The sequence below is a fragment of the Arcicella lustrica genome, from assembly GCF_034930985.1.
Lineage (GTDB): Bacteria > Bacteroidota > Bacteroidia > Cytophagales > Spirosomataceae > Arcicella > Arcicella lustrica.
The window spans coordinates 22,155-40,626 of record NZ_JAYGIM010000026.1 but is presented as its reverse complement, the minus strand read 5'-3'; the positions used below and the strand labels follow the sequence as shown (position 1 = coordinate 40,626).

The following is an 18,472-nucleotide window of genomic DNA, read 5'->3' as shown; positions in this document are numbered from 1 at the left end:
GGCAAACCCTTGCGGTTGCCGTTTCAAGTGCGGCAACCGCAAGGGTTTGCCGCTACACAATAGAATTTGCTACGCCGTTGGCAGTGTCTTCACTGCCAACTTATTTTCAAAAATTCAATTTTAAACCCCAAAAGTATGAAAAAGTATTTCTCCATTTTATTAATTATAACCCTCTCTTTTTCAATATCAAAAGCCCAAAACCTCAAGCGTTTTACTTCTTTTGATGGACAAAATATTGCTTATGAAGATACGGGTAGGGGCAAGGCTGTACTCTTGCTACACGGCTTTATCAATACAGGAGCGAATTGGCGAAAAACGGCTTTGTACAAGGATTTAATCGAAAAAGGTTTCAGAGTAATCGTACCTGATATGCGTGGAAATGGAGCTTCAGATAAACCACATGAAGATAAATTTTACCAAAAAGAAGCCGAAGTAAAAGACTTGATGGGCTTGATTTCTTCCTTAAAAATCAAAGATTATACTTTAGTAGGTTATTCAAGAGGAGCGATTGTTGCCGCAAAATTACTGACCAAAGATAAAAGAGTAACAAAAGTCATTTTGGGTGGCGTTGGTCAACATTTTACCAATCCTGATTGGGACAGAAGAAAAATGTTTGCCGATGCTTTTAGCGGAAAAGCTCATTTGCATCCAGAAACGGCAGGAGCTGTGGCTTATGCCAAGTCTATCGGAGCGGATACCATCGCTTTGGGTTTCTTGCAAAAGTACCAGCCTGTTGCTTTACCTACTGAATTGATGAAAATCAAAAAGCTTGTTTTAATCATTTGTGGGGATGAAGATCTTGATAATGGCGACCCTAAAGTACTGCAAACATACTTCAAAAATGCCCAATTGAAACTAGTAAAAGGCAATCATAACGGTACTTATCGCACACAGGCTTTTGCGGATGAGATTATGGATTTTATCACAAAATAATCAAAAACTTACTTGGCTTCTCGATTGAAATAACGCTCTACATATTCGCTAGGCGATTGATTTGTAATGCGTTTGAATACTCTGTTGAAATTCGTGATGCTGTTAAAACCACAGCTATAAGCAACGTTGGCAATGGTTTCGCTATTACTATTTGTCAATTTTTTACAGGCTTCATTAATTCGAACTTCATTGAGAAATGACAAAAAAGTATGGCGAGTATGCTTTTTAAAATACCTACAAAAAGCGTGTGGTGTCATGTGGGCTTTGTTTGCAGCATCTTCAAGCGTGATGGGCTTTTCGTATTCCTGCATGATAAAATTATAGATATTGCTAATTCTCAAGCCTTCGTTTTCACTATAATTCTGTGGTTGCGTACTCATTGAAAGCGGTAAAAGCGAAGGAATGGCGGCAATACTTCTCAGTAAATCTATAAAATGAATCATCTGACTCACGCCATTACTTTTATTGAGCAAAACAATTTTGTTGGCTATTTCCGAAACATTTTCCTGCGGAATTTTGAATCCGTTGGAGTGCTGCTGTAAAAATCTTTTAAGTGTATTAATCTCTGGTAAGTCAAAAAAAGAAGATAATTGTCCGCTCGGATTAAAAAAAATAGCTGTTGCCGTTACTTTCTTTTTACTTTTTGGATGAAAATAAGAAGCTTCACTTTTGAAAAGATGAGGCTGATTTGCACCCAACCAATAAATTTCATTCGAACGAAAACGGTGCATATTGTTATCAGCAATTAAAGTGCCTTCACCTTGCTGAATCCACATCAATTGAATTTCTTGATGCCTATGTAAATGCGGATAAAAGTGCGGTAGAACGTCTTTTTGAACAATAATCGTTTTATCGTGAGGAACTGGAATCGTAAATGGAAGTACTTTCATAAGACTTGGTATTGTGAATGAAGTAGAAAAATTTAATTTTCTATTTACATAAAAATAAAACATTAGCTTTATTTTAACAAACACCAGCCTATATATTTCAAAATAGTGTTAATTTTTGAGTAGTTCTATTCATCCAATTGAATGAAAAATGATGAAGTAAAAACAAAATTTACCTCATCATTTTCAAGCAGTTCTTATAAACTTTTCACTTTTAATTTACGCCATTTTACTTTAATGCCACCGCCACTGTGAATTTGCAAAGCAATAATTCCTGCACGTCCGCCGATTTTTTCATCATTGAGCGTAATCATTTCTTGTCCGTTTACAAAAGTAGTTACTTGGTTGCCTACCACTTTTACAACCATCGTATTCCATTCGCCCATTTTTAGGGCTTTGTCTTTATCGTCAGTTGGTTTGATTAACCAACCTCTTCCGTAAGATTCATAAATTCCGCCTGTCCAATGTCCCGGAGGAGCTACTTCTGCTTGCCAGCCAGTGATTTTTGTTCCATCAATACTTGAATGAAAAAACACGCCACTGTTGCCATCGGCTTCTTGTTTAAACTGAAGACTTAACTCAAAATCTTGAAAACTTTGTTCTGTTCCTAAGTAACCGTATTCTTTATCAGGACCACTTTCGCAAATCAATTCGCCATTTTCTACGTACCATTTTTCAGTACCGTAAATCTTCCAGCCACTCAAATCTTTTTGGTTAAAAAGCGAAATCCATTTTCCTTTTTTGGGCGTTTGTGCTTGCGAAGCAAAACTTAATAACAAACTAAAAATCAACAAATAAGCATTTATTTTTCTCATATTTCTAATGTTAAAAACTGTAATATTTCTTTGTTCTAAAATTGTCACTCCTCATTCTACACTCCAAATTCCACACTTTAAAGGTTTCCTTTTCTCATTTCTTTTACTGCATAATCAGCCGCACGAGCCGTAATTGCCATAAAAGTTAATGAAGGATTTTGTGTTGAAGTAGAAGTCATACAAGCGCCATCCGTTACGAATACATTTTTGCAAGTATGTAACTGATTCCACTTGTTCAATAACGACGTTTTAGGGTCTTTTCCCATACGCACACCACCCATTTCGTGAATATCCAAACCGGGAGCTTTATCTGGTTTATCATGTGTTTGAATATTTTTGAAACCCGCTTTCGTCAACATTTCAGTCATTTCTGTATGGAAATCCTGAATCATTTTTTCATCATTATCATCATAGGCTACCGAAATTTTCAGTTGTGGAATTCCCCAAGGATCTAATAAATTTTTATCTAAAGCCACATAATTACTTTCTTTCGGAATGGTTTCGCCCATCATGTGCGAACCTACTCGCCAATTACCATATTGTTGTTCATTCAAGCTATTTTTCAACGATTCACCGATGCCAGAAGTATCATTTGAAGTAATTCTGCTTGAGCCAAAACCAGCAGCGTAGCCTCTTAGAAAATCAGTTTCTTGCTTGAAAACATTTCTAAAACGTGGAATATAACTACTGTTCGGACGAATTCCTTCGGTTGTGCTATTCAAAAATCCTTCGTACTCGGCAGAAATCGTGGTACGGAAATTGTGAAAAGCAATGTACTTGCCCAATAAACCATTATCGTTCCCCAAACCATTTTGGAAACGATTTGAAGTAGAATTTAACAAAATCAAATTAGAATTTAAAGTAGCCGCATTCACAAAAATGATTTTTGCATAATACTCCGTCATTTCTTTGGTATGCGCATCAATCACTCTTACGCCCGAAGCCTTGTTTTTCTTTTCATCAAAAATGATAGAATGTACGACTGAATCTGGTTTCAAAGTCATTCTACCAGTGCGTGCCGCCCAAGGAAGTGTAGAAGAATTACTACTAAAATATCCGCCATAAGGACAACCACGCTGGCATAAGGAACGATTTTGACACTGACCTCTACCTTGTTGTAAATGAATAGGTTGTGGTTTTGTAAGATGCGCACAACGACCAATAATTACTGGACGAGTATTGTTATAATGTTTCGCCGTTTGTTCGCTGAAGTGTTTTTCTACGCAAGACATTTCGTGTGGTGGTAAAAATTCTCCATCTGGCAAACTCGCCAATCCGTCTTTATTCCCAGAAATTCCTGCAAATTTTTCTACATAACTGTACCAAGGAGCAATATCGGCATAACGAATAGGCCAATCTACTGCAAAACCATCACGAGCGGGGCCATCAAAATCATGCTCTGACCAACGTTGCGTTCCTCTTGCCCACATTAATGATTTCCCACCTACTTGGTAACCACGAATCCAATCGAAAGGCTTTTCTTGAACATAAGGATGTTCAGCATCTTTGATAAAAAAGTGTGCCGCATCTTCATTGAAAGCATAACATCTACTAACGATAGGATTGGCATCTTTGATGGCTTTGGGTAATTGTCCCAAATGTTCAAATTCCCACGGTTGCATCATAGTGGTTGGATAATCCGTAATGTGTTGTACATCACGTCCACGCTCTAAAACAAGCGTTTTTAAACCTTTGCCCGTAAGTTCTTTGGCAGCCCAACCACCACTAATTCCCGAACCAATTACGATGGCATCACAAGTTCGGTCTTTTATAGCATTGATATTCAGATATGACATGTTAAGTAAGAGTTATGAATTGTGAGTGATGAATTGTGAATTGTCCATCGTAGCCGAAAGCTGATGACCGACGGCTGAAACCCGAAAGCCAAAACTATCTTGGAATCGGAACGCAACCATGATAATATCCCGGTGCCATATTGAATTTCAACTGATTGACCATGTAATATTCAGAATTGGTATATCCTTGAATCGTCAATCTTTTTATCATATCCGCAAATTGTTTCGCTACTGAATTTGAAGAAGTACTCATTTTCAGAAAAGTATCAATGCGTTGAGGCTTGCTACTTTCTACGAAAGATTTTTGATGATTTTGTTGAGAAAACTCGTTGATTAAAACCAAACCTTGCTTTAAAGTACTCTTTGCATTTTCGCCGTAACAATCGTTTATCATTCTCATGGCAAACTGATGTACTTTTAGCGATTTTGCTCCAGGTGTATTGGTTTCAGGAATAATTGTTTCTACAATTTCAGCAAGAAGTACTTCATCGTTAGTAGATAAATTAGAAAATTGTCCTATACTTTGGCTCGTCCAACCCGAAGCCCAAGTAGGTAAACTTACCAAGCCACCTAATGCTACCGATAAGTTTTTTATTGCAGAGCGTCTTTTCATCTTTTTTTAGATTTATTAATGATATATCTGTACAAATCTATGTTTTTAAATCTATACTATTTGTAGTGATTTGACCTGTACGGAAATATGTTACCGATTAGCAATCAATACTTTATGGAAAACTTAGCTAAAAAATCAAAAATGGATTCAAATAACAGATTTATCTTAAAAACAGGATAAAAGTATTCATTGAACTGCTTAGATTTGAAGACTGTTTTCAATCATATCATCATAATTTTCAAATCATGACACTTCAAAAACAATCCATAAGAGTACTTGTAGTAGGTTGCGGAAATATGGGAGCTTCTCATGCCATTGCTTATCAAAATACCGAAGGCTTCGAAATCTGCGGAATCGTTTCAATTGGCAAAAGTAAAGAAGTACTTAACGAACGTTTGGGCGGTGGCTATCCACTTTTTAGCGATTATGCCGAAGCTTTGGCAAGTACAAAACCTGATGCTGTTTGTATTTCTACTTATCCAGATACACATGAAGCATTTGCGGTAATGGCTTTGGAAGCAGATTGTCATGTTTTTATCGAAAAACCTTTGGCTGATACCGTGGAAGGAGCGAAAAGAGTAGCTGATTTAGCAACGAAGAAAGGGAAAAAAGTAGCAGTTGGCTATATTTTAAGACATCATCCTTCTTGGGAAAAATTTGTAGAAATTGCCCAAGAAATGGGAAAACCTTTGGTGATGCGTATGAATTTGAATCAGCAAAGTCATGGCGTAATGTGGAATGTGCACCGTAATTTGATGAAAAGTTTAAGTCCGATTGTGGACTGTGGCGTGCATTATATCGACGTAATGTGCCAAATGACACGCTCGAAACCGATACAAGTAAATGCCATTGGAGCGAGATTGACAGATGATATTCCTGAAGGAAATTATAATTACGGACAATTACAGATTCGTTTTGAAGATGGTTCTGTAGGTTGGTATGAAGCAGGTTGGGGACCAATGATGAGCGAAACTGCTTTCTTTATCAAAGACGTAATCGGACCGAAAGGTTGTGTTTCAATTGTAGCAAAAGAAGCTGGAGGAACTGGAAAATCTGACAATGTGGATTCGCATACCAAAACGGAATCTTTAAGAGTACATTATTCAGACATTAATTCAGAAAATACTTTTGTAAAAGCTGATGAATGGATAAATCTTACCGACGAGCCAGACCATCAAGAACTTTGTAATCGTGAGCAAAGATTTTTCTTAAAAGCCATTCAAGAAGATGTTGATTTAACTGACCATATTGAAGACGCCGTAAACAGCCTAAGAATCGCTTTCGCTTGTGATGAATCAGTAAAAACTGGCTTGCCTGTGATGTTATAATTTTGTTTTCAACATGGAGGACATTGATTTCCTCCATGTTGAAAAATATTATTTCAAGGTTTCTACAAGATAGACTTTCTTATCAGCTCCTAATATTTTCTGCTCGTTATCCACAAAATATGGACTCGTGATATTTTTCAATGAATCCTGCAAAGGATAAGTCAACCCACTCATACTAGAAAGCGTATGAATAATATTTTCTGAAGAGACCTTCGAATTTACATGTTTCTGTAAATTGTCTATTTTAGTCGGAAATCTATTCTTCAAAATAGGAGAATACCAAACAAAAAAAGGAGTGTGGGCAATATACTTTGACGGAACTGGATACGCATGTTGTGAAAGATCTCTACTGTCATCAAATAGATTCTCGCCATGATCCGACATATAAGTAACAGATGCTAAGGCATTTTGACTGGACACTAAACCAATAATACTATCAATCACAGCATCTGAATAGCGAATAGTATTATCATAACTATTAATCAATACGTCTTTAAAAGCCTTATCGGCCGACTTTGAGTGAATCGTTTTGTTGCTAGGCTTAAAAAAATCAAACTCATCAGGATACCTAACGCTATAATCATAATGGCTTCCTGCTGTATGAATAACAATGAATTTTTTTGTTCCTGATTCTCCTAATACCTTTTTTAATGCTCCCACCAATTCCATATCACGATGTACATTCTTTGTAGCTTTTGAATCTGATAAATTAAGAAATTTATTATCCGCTTCATCAATATGAACTTTAATATGCCCTTGATCTACCTGATTACTAATCCAATAGGTATTAAACCCTGCTTCTTTAAAAAGGCTTACAATACTTTTTTGTTGAAAGTGTTTGTCAAAATTATCCGCACCAACGCCTGTTATCATCAGCGGAGCAGCAAATTCTGTAATGAAACCTCCAGCAGCGGCATTACTAAATGAGATAAAGTTCTCTCTTTTTGATAGCTTTGGAGACGTATTTCTTGAATAGCCATTAAGTCCCCAATGGTCATATCTTGAGCTTTCTCCAATAATTAAAAGATGTACTTGTTTATCTACAATCGTAGTTTCTGCTTTGGCATGAAAAAGGTATTTTGCTCTTTGTTCTTTTGATGAATTGATTAATCTATTTTGCTTAAAAACAGCATTACCAGCATATAATAAAGACGTTGGAAAAATGCTATAATACCTAGTTCTTAGCTTCATAAAGTAACTTCCACCATCAAAACTTACCAATGGTAATAACATAAAAACACTTATACTGGCAATACCTATTATTTTAGCATTATTGGCAGAAATCGTCGCTGGAATTTTTCGTACTAACAGATACAGCACACCCACATACAGTAAAAAACTAATGAGTAAACTAGGAATATAGCCTTTTAATAATTCAAAAGATTCGGCTGGATTGGTATTGAGAGCGAGTACAATTGTAGCATCATTAATCGGTACATCAAATAAAATAATGGAAGCTAGATTAAGCGGTAAAAAAATAAAGATGGGTGTTAAAAAGAACAGATAAAGCTTTATTTTATTTCTAAAAAAGTAAACAGGTAATAAATGTAAACTTAAACAAGCTAATGCACCAAGTATCGCTGAGGAGTATTGCTCAGTGCTAACAAAAAAAATGAAATCACATATTGTAATTAGTCCAATTACGATTAGTAAATACAAAAATGAGGTTTTTGAAGAGTCAATTAATTTTTCTATAGGAGGCATCTTATTAATTAAATTATTTTAATATAAACATAATAAATAATTAATACAAGACAAGAGCATTTTTGTAGAAATATCAGTATAAAACAGAAAAATAGGCAATAAGTATCGAATGCTTTTTTTTTGCTTTTTAAGGTTTGATGTTACTCTTTATCAAGCGCATCCAAAACTTTGCCATCAACGGTTTCATTAAATTTGCGAGCAAACAATTTTCCTGAGCTAAGTAAAGTTGGCAAATCTTCCATTTTGAAGGTTTTTGGACTAGCATTTCCTTCTGACCAATCAATGTAACGAAGGTTATCGTTCACCATCTCATTTTGATAAATAGAGTTATAAAGAATGGTTTGAAAAACGATTTCATCACTTCCCCAAGTAAGTTCAAAAAATCGTTTTACATTTTTATTTTGCTGTAAGTAGGTTACAATATATTCAACATGTTTGCTCGTAATGGTAAACCACTGAGAGCGCCCAACGGGAATCAAATGATTAGGCATTTTTCTTTTGGGCAAAAGCATGTTGATATATTTTTCTGCCATGTTTCTCCCAGAAAATTGATAATTTGATAAATGATATTTTGTGACTCTAGGAATTGCTTCTTGCCATTCAGTGGCTACAGAAAGCGTGTGCATAAATGCTTTATCAGGGTTCTCTTCAAAAAAAGCGTGAATTTCATGAGTACTTTTTAAGGGATAATCTTGACCGCTCAACAGATTGATGTAATCATATTTTGTTGATGATGCCAAAATCTCTTCAAAGCTATTCACGGTAGCTTGGACAATACTGTAGGCACCCCAATATACACTTACTCGATTAGTAATCAACTTTACATGTTCCGATGCTAAAAAAAGAAATGGACTAATATCTGCTTTTAAATCAACATGTATATAAAAATCAGCATCTGGATGAGCCAGACGATTGATTAATCTTTGTAATTGAGATGGGTTTGCATGGACTAAAATTAAATGTGCAATCCTCATTATTTTGCGGTTTTGTTTTTTAGTAAATACTCTTGAACCATAGTTTTTATCTCTGCAAAACCCGCAGTAAAAAAGCCTATCAAAGTAAAATCCAAATATTTTTTCAACCAATAATATCCAAAAAACACTCCTGATAAAAAGGTGAAAAAGGTTGCTAAAGCTACTCCATTGATATTTCCGAAGAGATGAATCCCAATAAAATCAAACGTAACATTTATCCCAAGCATTACTAATACTTTATAGAAATTTATTCTTGGTTGATGGATAATATCCAAAGTAATTCCTAGGAATCTATCAATGGGATAAAACATGGCAAAAGACATAAAAATACGATACACCGAAACTGCATGAGAACCAGAATACTGACTTCCGCCCAAAATAACAATAGCTATATCTGCCAAAATAACAGCCACTACCGAAACTGGAAAAAGAGCAAGCACAAGTGTTCCTGCGTATTTTTGCATAATTCCTACTACCTCTTCCTTATTTCCTCTATTAAAAGCCGCTGACATCGAAGGCATTGCGGTTGATAAAAAGCTTCTTAAAGGTATTTCGATTACTTCCATCAAACGCATTGGCATTGTGTACATTGTTATGGCAGCAGGTCCAGCAGTACCCAATACAAACATTATTACAAAAGTATCAGAGCTTCTTAGCAAATTGGTGCTAATATTAGTTCCTACACTATATTTGCCAAAGTGAAATAATTCTAAAATCCATTCTTTTGTTCTTTTGCTAAAGGTTTTCATACGAGTCCACCCTTGATAAATACAAAACAAACTTACAGTAATAGAACTTAGTGCATTGATTAATAAAACTAAATTGAGGTCTAAATTTGCGAAGAAGATTGTAACAAGTAACATTAAAATAAACGCTCCTTGACTAACTACACGAATCAACAGAAGGCTATCAAATCGTTGGTCTGACTGTAAAGTCCAAGCTGCAACAGATGAAGGAAGCGTGAATAAAAAAGTAATTCCAAACCATTTTATCACCGTTTCCATTCCAAAATTATCAATGAATGGTATGGAAAAAGCCGCCAAAATATTAACAACAATTAGCACTCCTGTAATTAGAAGACTCAAATACCATACTGAACCTAAAACGGCGTCGGCCTTTTCTCTTTCTGCTCCTGAATAAAACTTAATCATAGCTGTTTGTAAAAAGCCAACTCTGAAAGTATCAATCAACGAAAAGGTAGTTTGAAAGAAAAACCAATAGCCAATATCTGCTGATGTCATATTACGGAGTAAAATACCAACTGTCACCATCGCCAAAACAGACATTGAGCCATTCCCCACGAGCGACAAAAAGTGTTTATTCCTTAACTTAGAAATGATAACTTGTGTATTCATATCATCAGATTTATATGTATTGAAGTATGCCTAATTTAGGTTTTTCAAAAAGTGGTTTCTCATATTCAATTAATTACTATTCAATAACTGATTCTGAATAGTATAAATTTGTTTTACACAAGCCTCCCAAGTATGCCCTTTGGCACATTCTATTGCTGCGTTTCTAGCTGATGCGTTTTGTGGCAATAATGCTTTTTCGATCGCTTGTTTATAGCCTTCTTTACCCATTGCTAATTCAACATGGGGCAAAAACATTTTCATGGCTGGTGTATCTGTTGCCACCGTTGGTTTTCCCATTGCCAAGTATTCATCTATTTTTCTAGGATAATTACCAATGGTTAAAGCATTTAATAATTGTGGGTTCATACATACATCTAAGTACTGCATGTAAGCGGGTAACTGACTTGGTTTTTTAGCGCCTAAAAAATGTACATTTTTGATAGAATGTAAACGACTATGTTCAAAAACTGTTTCTTCTGGTCCAATTAATACTATTTGCCAATCTGGGCTCGTTTCTGCAATATCTATGAGTAACTGTATGTCTAATCGTTCAGAAGTAAGCAAACCTGCGTATCCAATTCTTGGATGTGGTATTTTTGCCAAATCTTCAGGTTCTGTGTAAGTAAAGTCAGCTTGGTAAATATCGGTTTCACAACCTTGACCAATATCTAAGCTAATGTCATTATGGTTTCGAGCATAATCTGCTAGATAAGCCGAGTTAGCAAAAACGGCATCCGCCATTTCAATGGCTTTGGGTTCTACTCTGCTTCCATGAAATTTAAAATATGGATGCTCTATCAGATTATCTCTGATATAATAAAAGCTCAATAGAGGTTGAAGATATTTTTTGGTAAACAATGCCGTAAACATCTGGCTATCATTTAACACAACTACTTTCTGAGGGTTCCACCCTAAACTTTTTATTCCTTTCTTAAGGCTATTAAAAAAGCCTTTACCATTGCGTTCATTTAAAGTATCATACAAGCTTAAATTCTTCAACCAGTTAATTGAATAGCTAATTGTTGCTGGGGTATGTACCCATAAATTTTCCCCTGCTTTGACAGTGTTTTCGCCGATACCCAAGGCAAGTTTTATTCTCTGCTTTCCATGCGGAGTATTGATTTGTTTCAAAATAGAGTTAATGTCAATAGCAGGATTAACATACAGTACAGGTTTAGTTTTACTGAACTCTACTGCCAAATTTCTGGCATTGCTTCCTAAATTCAATGCCCATTCTTGTTGTGCAATGACGATATATGCTTCAACGTTTTCTGACATATTTTCTATTTTTAACTTTCAATCCTTGTCTAAAACCCAAAATAAGGCAAATAATGACTGGAATCGCTATAATGTCCCAAGGCATAATTTTATTGTTTTTAGTGTTCGCTATCTCCGTGTGGAGTATGGATAAACTGTTTTCTAGCTTTTCCTATCTTGAACATCGCCTTCAACATGGAAATGATGGCTCCTGGAATTTGTAAAAAAGCCATTAGTAATTGCTTATTATACCATTTTGAAGGAATACTCAATAACAACGAAAAAGCCAAAGCCAAAAATAAACCAATACTATAATTGAGACGTTCGCTTGAAAAAACAAAAGAAACAATCAACCACAGTACCATCACCGCAACCAACATTACTCTTGGAAATAAATATGTTTGGAATACTTTATTAAAAAAAGCAATATTTCCTTTGAATAACTGGAACCAACCCTCAATAAAGTACTTTTCCAGAAACTCTACTTGCATAGCTAGCCATCTGCTTCTTTGTTGACTGAATACATCTGTTTTAGCTACTTTTTCATCTAAAACATATTTCTTGTCAAGAAAAGCAACGTCTTTTTTATCTCTTATAATTCTAAACTCTAATTCTTTATCTTCACCAGAAGTATCGCCTATATCTTTCAGATAGTTTACGAACAAGTTCCAATCAAACGCCATTCCGCTACCAATCAAGGCAGATGGTAAACCAACAGCAACATGACCACGACGAAAAATATTATTGTTGATTTCTTCCGTACAAGCATCTAATAGAGCAAAAGGTGTTTTAAAATCTTTAGCAGTTCTATGCCCTTGAATTACTTGATAACCCTGTTCATAAGCATCGTTCACCGCATGCAAAAAACCTTGTGTCATGTGGTTATCGGCATCCAAAATCACTACAATATCAACCGGAGCAATAGCAGTAGCTTCAATTGCTTTTTGTAATGCCTTCCCTTTCGTACTTTTTTCAAAGCTTACTTCTACCACTTTTATTGGCAGTGATTTTAACGTGCTTAAAGTAGCTTCGCTAAATGAATCGGCAATGATAACAACTTCAAACAATTCTTTAGGATAGTCTTGTTTTATAGCATCTTTAGCTGTTGCAATGATAACAGCGTCTTCTTTATAACCGGGGATAAAAATGCGGATTTTTCTAAGCTTTTGCGCTTTAGGAAAATCCTTTTTGTTAGAAAATTTTCCTGCGAGAGCAAAGAAAAGTAGGTAGAATACCTGAATGGAAAGGTAAGCAAGTATTATTGTTTCAAAAATGGTAATTATTTGATGTATCATAGCAAAATGGTTATATCGAAAGCTTCATATTTCTTTTTTAGTGCTGTAAAAGTTGTTCTTCATCACTATTTACCGCAATTGATACTGTTTTAACTTCTGGAATATCCCAACGGGGGCTCAACCAAATTAAAACCCAACTGATATAAACAATTGCCGAAGTCGGCATTGTATTCAATACTTCATTCCCATAACTACACAACAAAATCCCAGCTGTTCCCCCACATAGCGCAATTAATTGATTTTTTAGTATGGGGTCTCGTGTTTTCCAAATAATCCCTGATGATTTACCTAGAATATAAAGCATGATACCAAACCACATAATAAAACCGATAATACCATACATTCCCCATATTTTTACATACAGACTATCGGGTGGAATATGTGAAATATATTTATCTGAATTAAATTTTTCTCCCCATTGCCCCATAGTACCTACTCCTGTTCCGAATGGTTTACTACCTAGGTAATCTCGTAGGATAGCTTGGTTCATTAATCTTACTTGTAAAGACGCATCTTTGGGATCTAAGGAACTCCTAAGGCGAACAATCTCGGCATTACCACTTCCGATATTAGTGTACTTTAGCATTCCGATAAATCCACCTCCCAAAATAGCGCCAAGAAGTAATATTTTTGTTTGTTTAATCAATATTAAAAACATCAATCCACCACCAACAATTGCAAAAAGTGCTCCCCTAGTTCCTGAGATTAGCATACCATAAAAGATTAGCAATCCTGCAATAGCAAACCAAGCCTTTTTTAGTAGTTTATATGGACCTGTTGCTAAAATAATACAAACAATTGCCAAATGTCCTTGCGATGCCCCAAATTGTGCTGCATCAAAATAGTATGAAAATATTCTTAATTTACCGAAAAGAATATGTGTTTTTTTACCGCCTTCTTCCAGCCATTTATGTTCTGCTTCATCAACACCCAAGTAAAGTTGCTTCATCCCATAAAGAGCCCCAATGAAAGACATAATGATGATGATATTCAAAAACAAATTAATATCTGTCCTTTTATTGAATACCAAAAAAGTCAATACTACTGTTAATACCCAATAAAGCGTAGATGACCTCATTTCATAAACCCATCCTAAAATACTTGGTCTTTCTGGATTACCTATTTGTAGAAATGTAAGTACCATCCACGAGATTGTAAGCCAAACCAAGTCGTTATTTAAGTGTCTTCTCCTAAATCGGTTTTTCTGATAAAATATTACTGCGAATAAAGTACTAAAGAGTATTGCCTCAATACCCATACCCACTTGTAAACCTGATATATGCTTACCGAGATAAGGCATTATAAAACAGTAAACCAAAAAACTAATAATTCCGACTCTTGGCTGATAAAAAATCAATATCACAAAACCAATTGCAAAGGGGAAAACCAAAAATAGAATTCCAGTAGCTATTCCATTTCTAGCAATAGCCATACCCATAAAAACAGCTAGAGCAATCGCAACTAAAAGCCAACCATTGCCTAGCTTATTTCTAGAATTATAGAATAAATCTCCCTCCATTTAGATAATGTTAGAATTACTGCTCAAAATACACCCAAGTATTTTTACCGTATTTTCTATTGATTTGATCAGATTTATCTTTTGCTTCGCTTTCTGTTCCAAATACATCATAAGCTACTCTTACTGTAGAGCTTTTTTGTGTTGAACTAATTATCTGTGCATTTGTAAATCCATTTTTTTTCAAATCCTCCATATAGATTGTGGCATTGGCTTCTGAGCTAAATGCCCCTGCTATCACATAAAATTGCTTTGAAAGCACTGGCTCTTTATTACTTTCTGTTCCTTTCACTAAAGCACTATCTCCTTCAGAAAAGTTATTGCCAAAACCTGTGTCTATGGAAGAAGAATCTATCGTTTGTTGAACTTCATTGGCTTTTACAGGAATTTCTTTCTGCTGTTTTTTATACAAATAAATGGCGACTGAAGACAAAATCAATCCTGCTATAACACCAAACAAAACAACTCCGCTTACTTTATTTTTTTTAACTGGATTGATTAGATTATCTCCCTCTGTATAGTTTTTATTTCTTGCATTTTTATTAATAGCATTTCTATTCCCAAATTCAAACTTAGCCACATGTTTAATGAAGGCTCTGATAAGGTTTCGTTTTTTAGGAACTTCGCCTATGTATTCTTCCGCAAAACTTATATCTACTCCATTGAGTACAAAAAATGGCTTATTCCCTGTTGTTTTGGTGAAAATATTAATCATTTCTTTGTCTATTTTTGTCCAAATTCTATTGGCACGACAAAGCAAAATAGTACAACTCAAACGAGGAAATGATTCTGGTTTAATAATCATATTATCTAACGACGGAAATTCTATCAAAGAAAAATCAGCATTTAGACTTCCTTTTAAATCATAATCATTATTCCATGTATGTGTTTCTACTGAATAATCCAGAGCTGTTAATTCTTTCGCTAATAAATAGGCTAACGTAGATTTCCCTTCACTTTTTTGTGTACTGACCAAACCAATAGTAATGGGTTTAACAGAGAGGTCAATTGTTGCAAGCAATTGTTGCATCAATCTGAGATTTGACTTTAATAAAAAGTATGGATTTTCATTCAATAAAGGATATACTCCCAATAATGGTAAACCCACAATATTTTTTGCTCTTTGTGGTTCCATTAATGTTTTATTAATTAAAGCCTGAGTAATAATCAAGGCTAATACTAAAACAAAACCAACCATAAAACCTACTATCACCAATATTAATCTTTTGGAAGCATTAGGCTTTAAAGGTAAGTATGGAGGATCTACTACATTAAGTTTTGCAGTAATTTCTGTATTTTGTTGATTGAGCTTAGCGGCATTCAAACTATGGAGTAAATCCAAATATTCTTGTTCTGAAACAGATATTAAGCGTTCTATTTTTTTGAGCATCGCACCTAAAGGTGCAAATTTTCTATATTCAGCTTCAAATTCCGCCTTACGTTTATCCATTACCGTTAAGCGTGCTTTGCTTTGTTCAAAAGCAATTGTGTTCTTGAACCATTCATCTAATACAGTTTTGGTAGGTATCCCATTAGGTGTGTTTGAATCTGTATAAAGATTATCTAAAGAAACCTTTAATTTTTTTTCAAGTTGGCTTGCTGCTTTCTTTAAGCTATCTATTTGGTCTTTGTTTTCTCCTTTTTTATCAAGTACTTCTCCAAGGGCTATTTTATTATAAATATCAGATAGTTTTCCTCTCTCTTTAATTACATCACTACCATAGAGTGTCTGATAGGTTTTTCCTTTGATATTTTCATTTACTTTGTCTAAAGATGAGCTTAAAGCCATTCTATCCATTTCCAAACTATGGTTCATAGCATATAGGCCTTCTCTTTCTCCTGCTACAGCTTTAGTTTGTTCATAGTAGTTAATGATATCATTATTTTTATTAAACTCCATAAATAACCTTTCTGCCGAATCCAATTTGGCAAAGGCTTTTTTGGTTTCCGACTCAAAATAACCTAAAGCACTTACGGTTTGTCCTTCTTTGATTTCTCTGTTTTTAAGCATGAAAATCTCTTCCAACAATTCTATTGTTCGTTTACAGATATAAGGGTCGTTTGCTTCATAAGAAATCTTGATTAAGTCACTACTACTAATTCTGGAAGACTTGATTTTATTAAGCGCATTGATAGAATAATATCCATTATCAGAATTGATAAGCTTGTAAATAGCATTCTCTTTATCTTTCGCCATATAAGCCTTAACGGCCTTCTTGGTTTCTTCCAAAGTAGGCTTAACAATCTGGCTTTTAACGCTTTCTGGTATTAACTTTTGAAGTTCATCATAAGAACCCCAAGATAATACATCTGGAATATGTTTTTTAAGAAGTAAATGTTCAGATAATAAAGCAATCGCTACATCTATTTTGGTATCTCTTGAATCAATTACTGATAAAAGGTTATCAAAGGCATTGCTTGTTGCAAAAAAGTCTGTTTTGTTACTTCCACTCAAGCTATACCCAGAGGCAATCCCTGTATAGATATTTGATTCAGAAGAATATACTTTCTTTTCTTTACGAGTAAAATAGAAAATAGTAAACGCTAAAGCCGAAGGGATTAGAATTAACCACTTGATGTTTTTTATGATTAACCTTATAAAATGTAAAAAGCTCATTTAATCTGTTGTAATAATGTTGATAAATTCACCCCCACAAAAGCTTCTAATTGCATAAATATTGTCTGAAAAGTATTCAAAGATGTTTCGTATTCAACTTTTGCTTTATTGTATGATTCTAGTACTTTCGATTGTTCATCTATTCCAATTTGATTCTGCGCAAACCGTTTTTCAGCTATTATATAGGTAGATTCAATAGCCTGTAAATTACTAGTACTTAGCGTTAATACTTTTTTCGCTAATTTAAGTGCTTGGAATCGCCCAATCACTTCTTGTTTTATCGTTAAATTAATATTTTCTTGCTCTGCCAAAGCACTGTTAATCTGTGCTTGTCCTGCCTTGATAGTGTGTTTTCTATTCAAAATATTAATCAAAGAGAGTTGTACACCAACCCCTACATTATAAAAGCCTGTTTGTGATGTGGTAAAGCTATTGGCACCTGGGACAGTACCCGTGGGATTATTTACAGCAGAATAGTTTGTACCATAATTGTATGAAGATAATGCTGCTACACCACTGTAAATAGCATTTTTGTTGATTTTTAAATTGGCATTCGCAACCTCAACTGCTGCTGTACCCTTTTTGACTAATGGAGAAAACTTAATTGCTGATTCTATCAATAAAAGCAAAAAGTCTTCTGATTCTAAGCCTTTCGCCATCAAAATATCTGTTGATACTGTTTGTGCATTCACTTCAAAAGAACTTATTCCAATCACAAGGAACAGAACAACCTTTAGAATATTTTTTTTTAGACAAACCATAAATTTTACCTTAAAGTAAAGCAAAGCTATTTAACTATTCATTAAACAATATAGCAAATATACATTGATTTAAACAAGCTACTGAACAAGTATATTAAATCAGTATGTTAATACTATAAAGGATTTTTATTATTAAAAAGGCTATATTCCCTCTTCATCCATTCGTTTTAATTCTTCTATCACAATCTCTTTTACTTTTGCTATTTCTGGCGAAAGTTCGTTGTAACGTCTTATCAGTTCTTCTCCTGTTGGATTACCTTTTGCATAAAGTTCATATTCATGAATTTTAGGACTGATGTCAGGAAACCCAATCATCGAAAAACAAGGCTTAAATTGATGTGCCAAACCACCTATTACAGCGAAGTTTTTTTGTTGTAATTTAGCCTGAATGTCATCCCAAATTGGTAAACTATCTTCTAAAAAAGACTCAAACATTATTTTGACAATCGTTACGTCATCTCCGTAAATATTGTTTAAATGACTAACGTTAATTTGAGAATTAAAGCTGAACATATCTTTGGATTGTTTCTAATAATTAGTTGACAAAAACTATACCACAAAAATGACTGAATTAAAAAAAACGTGATGTTTGAAGAATTACTTTAGAATCATCAAAAACAG

15 protein-coding genes are annotated in these 18,472 nt (G+C 34.5%); 2 read left to right on the top strand and 13 right to left on the bottom strand.

Going from position 1 to position 18,472, the window contains the following annotated elements; all coding sequences use genetic code 11:
* Positions 1 to 135: 135 nt before the first annotated feature.
* A complete protein-coding gene (locus VB798_RS24110; protein ID WP_323689799.1) occupies positions 136 to 933 on the top strand; it encodes an alpha/beta fold hydrolase in 798 nt (265 codons plus the stop codon).
* An 8-nt stretch (positions 934 to 941) separates the two neighbouring features.
* Here VB798_RS24110 and VB798_RS24105 read toward each other — a convergent pair whose 3' ends face one another.
* From VB798_RS24105 to VB798_RS24090, 4 genes are all read right to left on the bottom strand, one after another.
* Positions 942 to 1,823: an AraC family transcriptional regulator gene (locus VB798_RS24105; RefSeq protein WP_323689798.1), complete on the bottom strand. Its 882-nt coding sequence runs from the start codon at positions 1,821 to 1,823 to the stop codon at positions 942 to 944.
* 194 nt (positions 1,824 to 2,017) lie between these two features.
* Entirely contained in the window at positions 2,018 to 2,635 is a 618-nt protein-coding gene (locus tag VB798_RS24100) for a 3-keto-disaccharide hydrolase (protein WP_323689797.1), read from the bottom strand.
* 77 nt (positions 2,636 to 2,712) lie between these two features.
* A complete protein-coding gene (locus tag VB798_RS24095) occupies positions 2,713 to 4,431 on the bottom strand; it encodes a GMC family oxidoreductase (RefSeq protein ID WP_323689796.1) in 1,719 nt (572 codons plus the stop codon).
* A gap of 94 nt (positions 4,432 to 4,525) precedes the next feature.
* The gene (locus VB798_RS24090) at positions 4,526 to 5,044 is read right to left on the bottom strand and encodes a gluconate 2-dehydrogenase subunit 3 family protein (RefSeq protein ID WP_323689795.1); all 519 of its coding nucleotides are present in this window, start codon (positions 5,042 to 5,044) and stop codon (positions 4,526 to 4,528) included.
* Positions 5,045 to 5,289: 245 nt separating this feature from the next.
* Between VB798_RS24090 and VB798_RS24085 the strand changes: the two genes are divergently transcribed.
* Positions 5,290 to 6,372, top strand: coding sequence for a Gfo/Idh/MocA family protein (locus tag VB798_RS24085; RefSeq protein WP_323689794.1), 1,083 nt, complete (start codon positions 5,290 to 5,292; stop codon positions 6,370 to 6,372).
* Between the two features lie 48 nt (positions 6,373 to 6,420).
* On the opposite strand, the gene VB798_RS24080 is transcribed toward VB798_RS24085, so the two are convergent.
* From VB798_RS24080 to VB798_RS24040, 9 genes are all read right to left on the bottom strand, one after another.
* Entirely contained in the window at positions 6,421 to 8,076 is a 1,656-nt protein-coding gene (locus VB798_RS24080; RefSeq protein ID WP_323689793.1) for a phosphoethanolamine transferase, read from the bottom strand.
* Positions 8,077 to 8,216: 140 nt separating this feature from the next.
* Entirely contained in the window at positions 8,217 to 9,050 is an 834-nt protein-coding gene (locus tag VB798_RS24075; RefSeq protein ID WP_323689792.1) for a beta-1,6-N-acetylglucosaminyltransferase, read from the bottom strand.
* Positions 9,050 to 10,405 carry an oligosaccharide flippase family protein gene (locus tag VB798_RS24070; protein WP_323689791.1) on the bottom strand — a complete coding sequence of 452 codons (1,356 nt, stop codon included), beginning with the start codon at positions 10,403 to 10,405 and terminating at the stop codon, positions 9,050 to 9,052. Before VB798_RS24070 ends, VB798_RS24075 begins: the two co-directional genes overlap by 1 nt.
* Positions 10,406 to 10,474: 69 nt before the next feature.
* Complete coding sequence (locus VB798_RS24065; RefSeq protein WP_323689790.1) at positions 10,475 to 11,683, bottom strand: glycosyltransferase; 1,209 nt, start codon at positions 11,681 to 11,683, stop codon at positions 10,475 to 10,477.
* Positions 11,684 to 11,781: 98 nt separating this feature from the next.
* Positions 11,782 to 12,957 carry a glycosyltransferase gene (locus tag VB798_RS24060; protein WP_323689789.1) on the bottom strand — a complete coding sequence of 392 codons (1,176 nt, stop codon included), beginning with the start codon at positions 12,955 to 12,957 and terminating at the stop codon, positions 11,782 to 11,784.
* A 37-nt stretch (positions 12,958 to 12,994) separates the two neighbouring features.
* A complete protein-coding gene (locus tag VB798_RS24055) occupies positions 12,995 to 14,476 on the bottom strand; it encodes an O-antigen ligase family protein (RefSeq protein ID WP_323689788.1) in 1,482 nt (493 codons plus the stop codon).
* A 16-nt stretch (positions 14,477 to 14,492) separates the two neighbouring features.
* Positions 14,493 to 17,090, bottom strand: a complete 2,598-nt coding sequence (locus VB798_RS24050) for an SPOR domain-containing protein (RefSeq protein ID WP_323689787.1) — start codon at positions 17,088 to 17,090, stop codon at positions 14,493 to 14,495.
* A complete protein-coding gene (locus tag VB798_RS24045) occupies positions 17,087 to 17,851 on the bottom strand; it encodes a TolC family protein (protein ID WP_323689786.1) in 765 nt (254 codons plus the stop codon). The genes VB798_RS24050 and VB798_RS24045 overlap by 4 nt, the downstream gene beginning before the upstream one ends.
* Positions 17,852 to 17,992: 141 nt before the next feature.
* Positions 17,993 to 18,286, bottom strand: a complete 294-nt coding sequence (locus VB798_RS24040) for an Hpt domain-containing protein (RefSeq protein ID WP_323689785.1) — start codon at positions 18,284 to 18,286, stop codon at positions 17,993 to 17,995.
* Positions 18,287 to 18,472 lie beyond the last annotated feature (186 nt).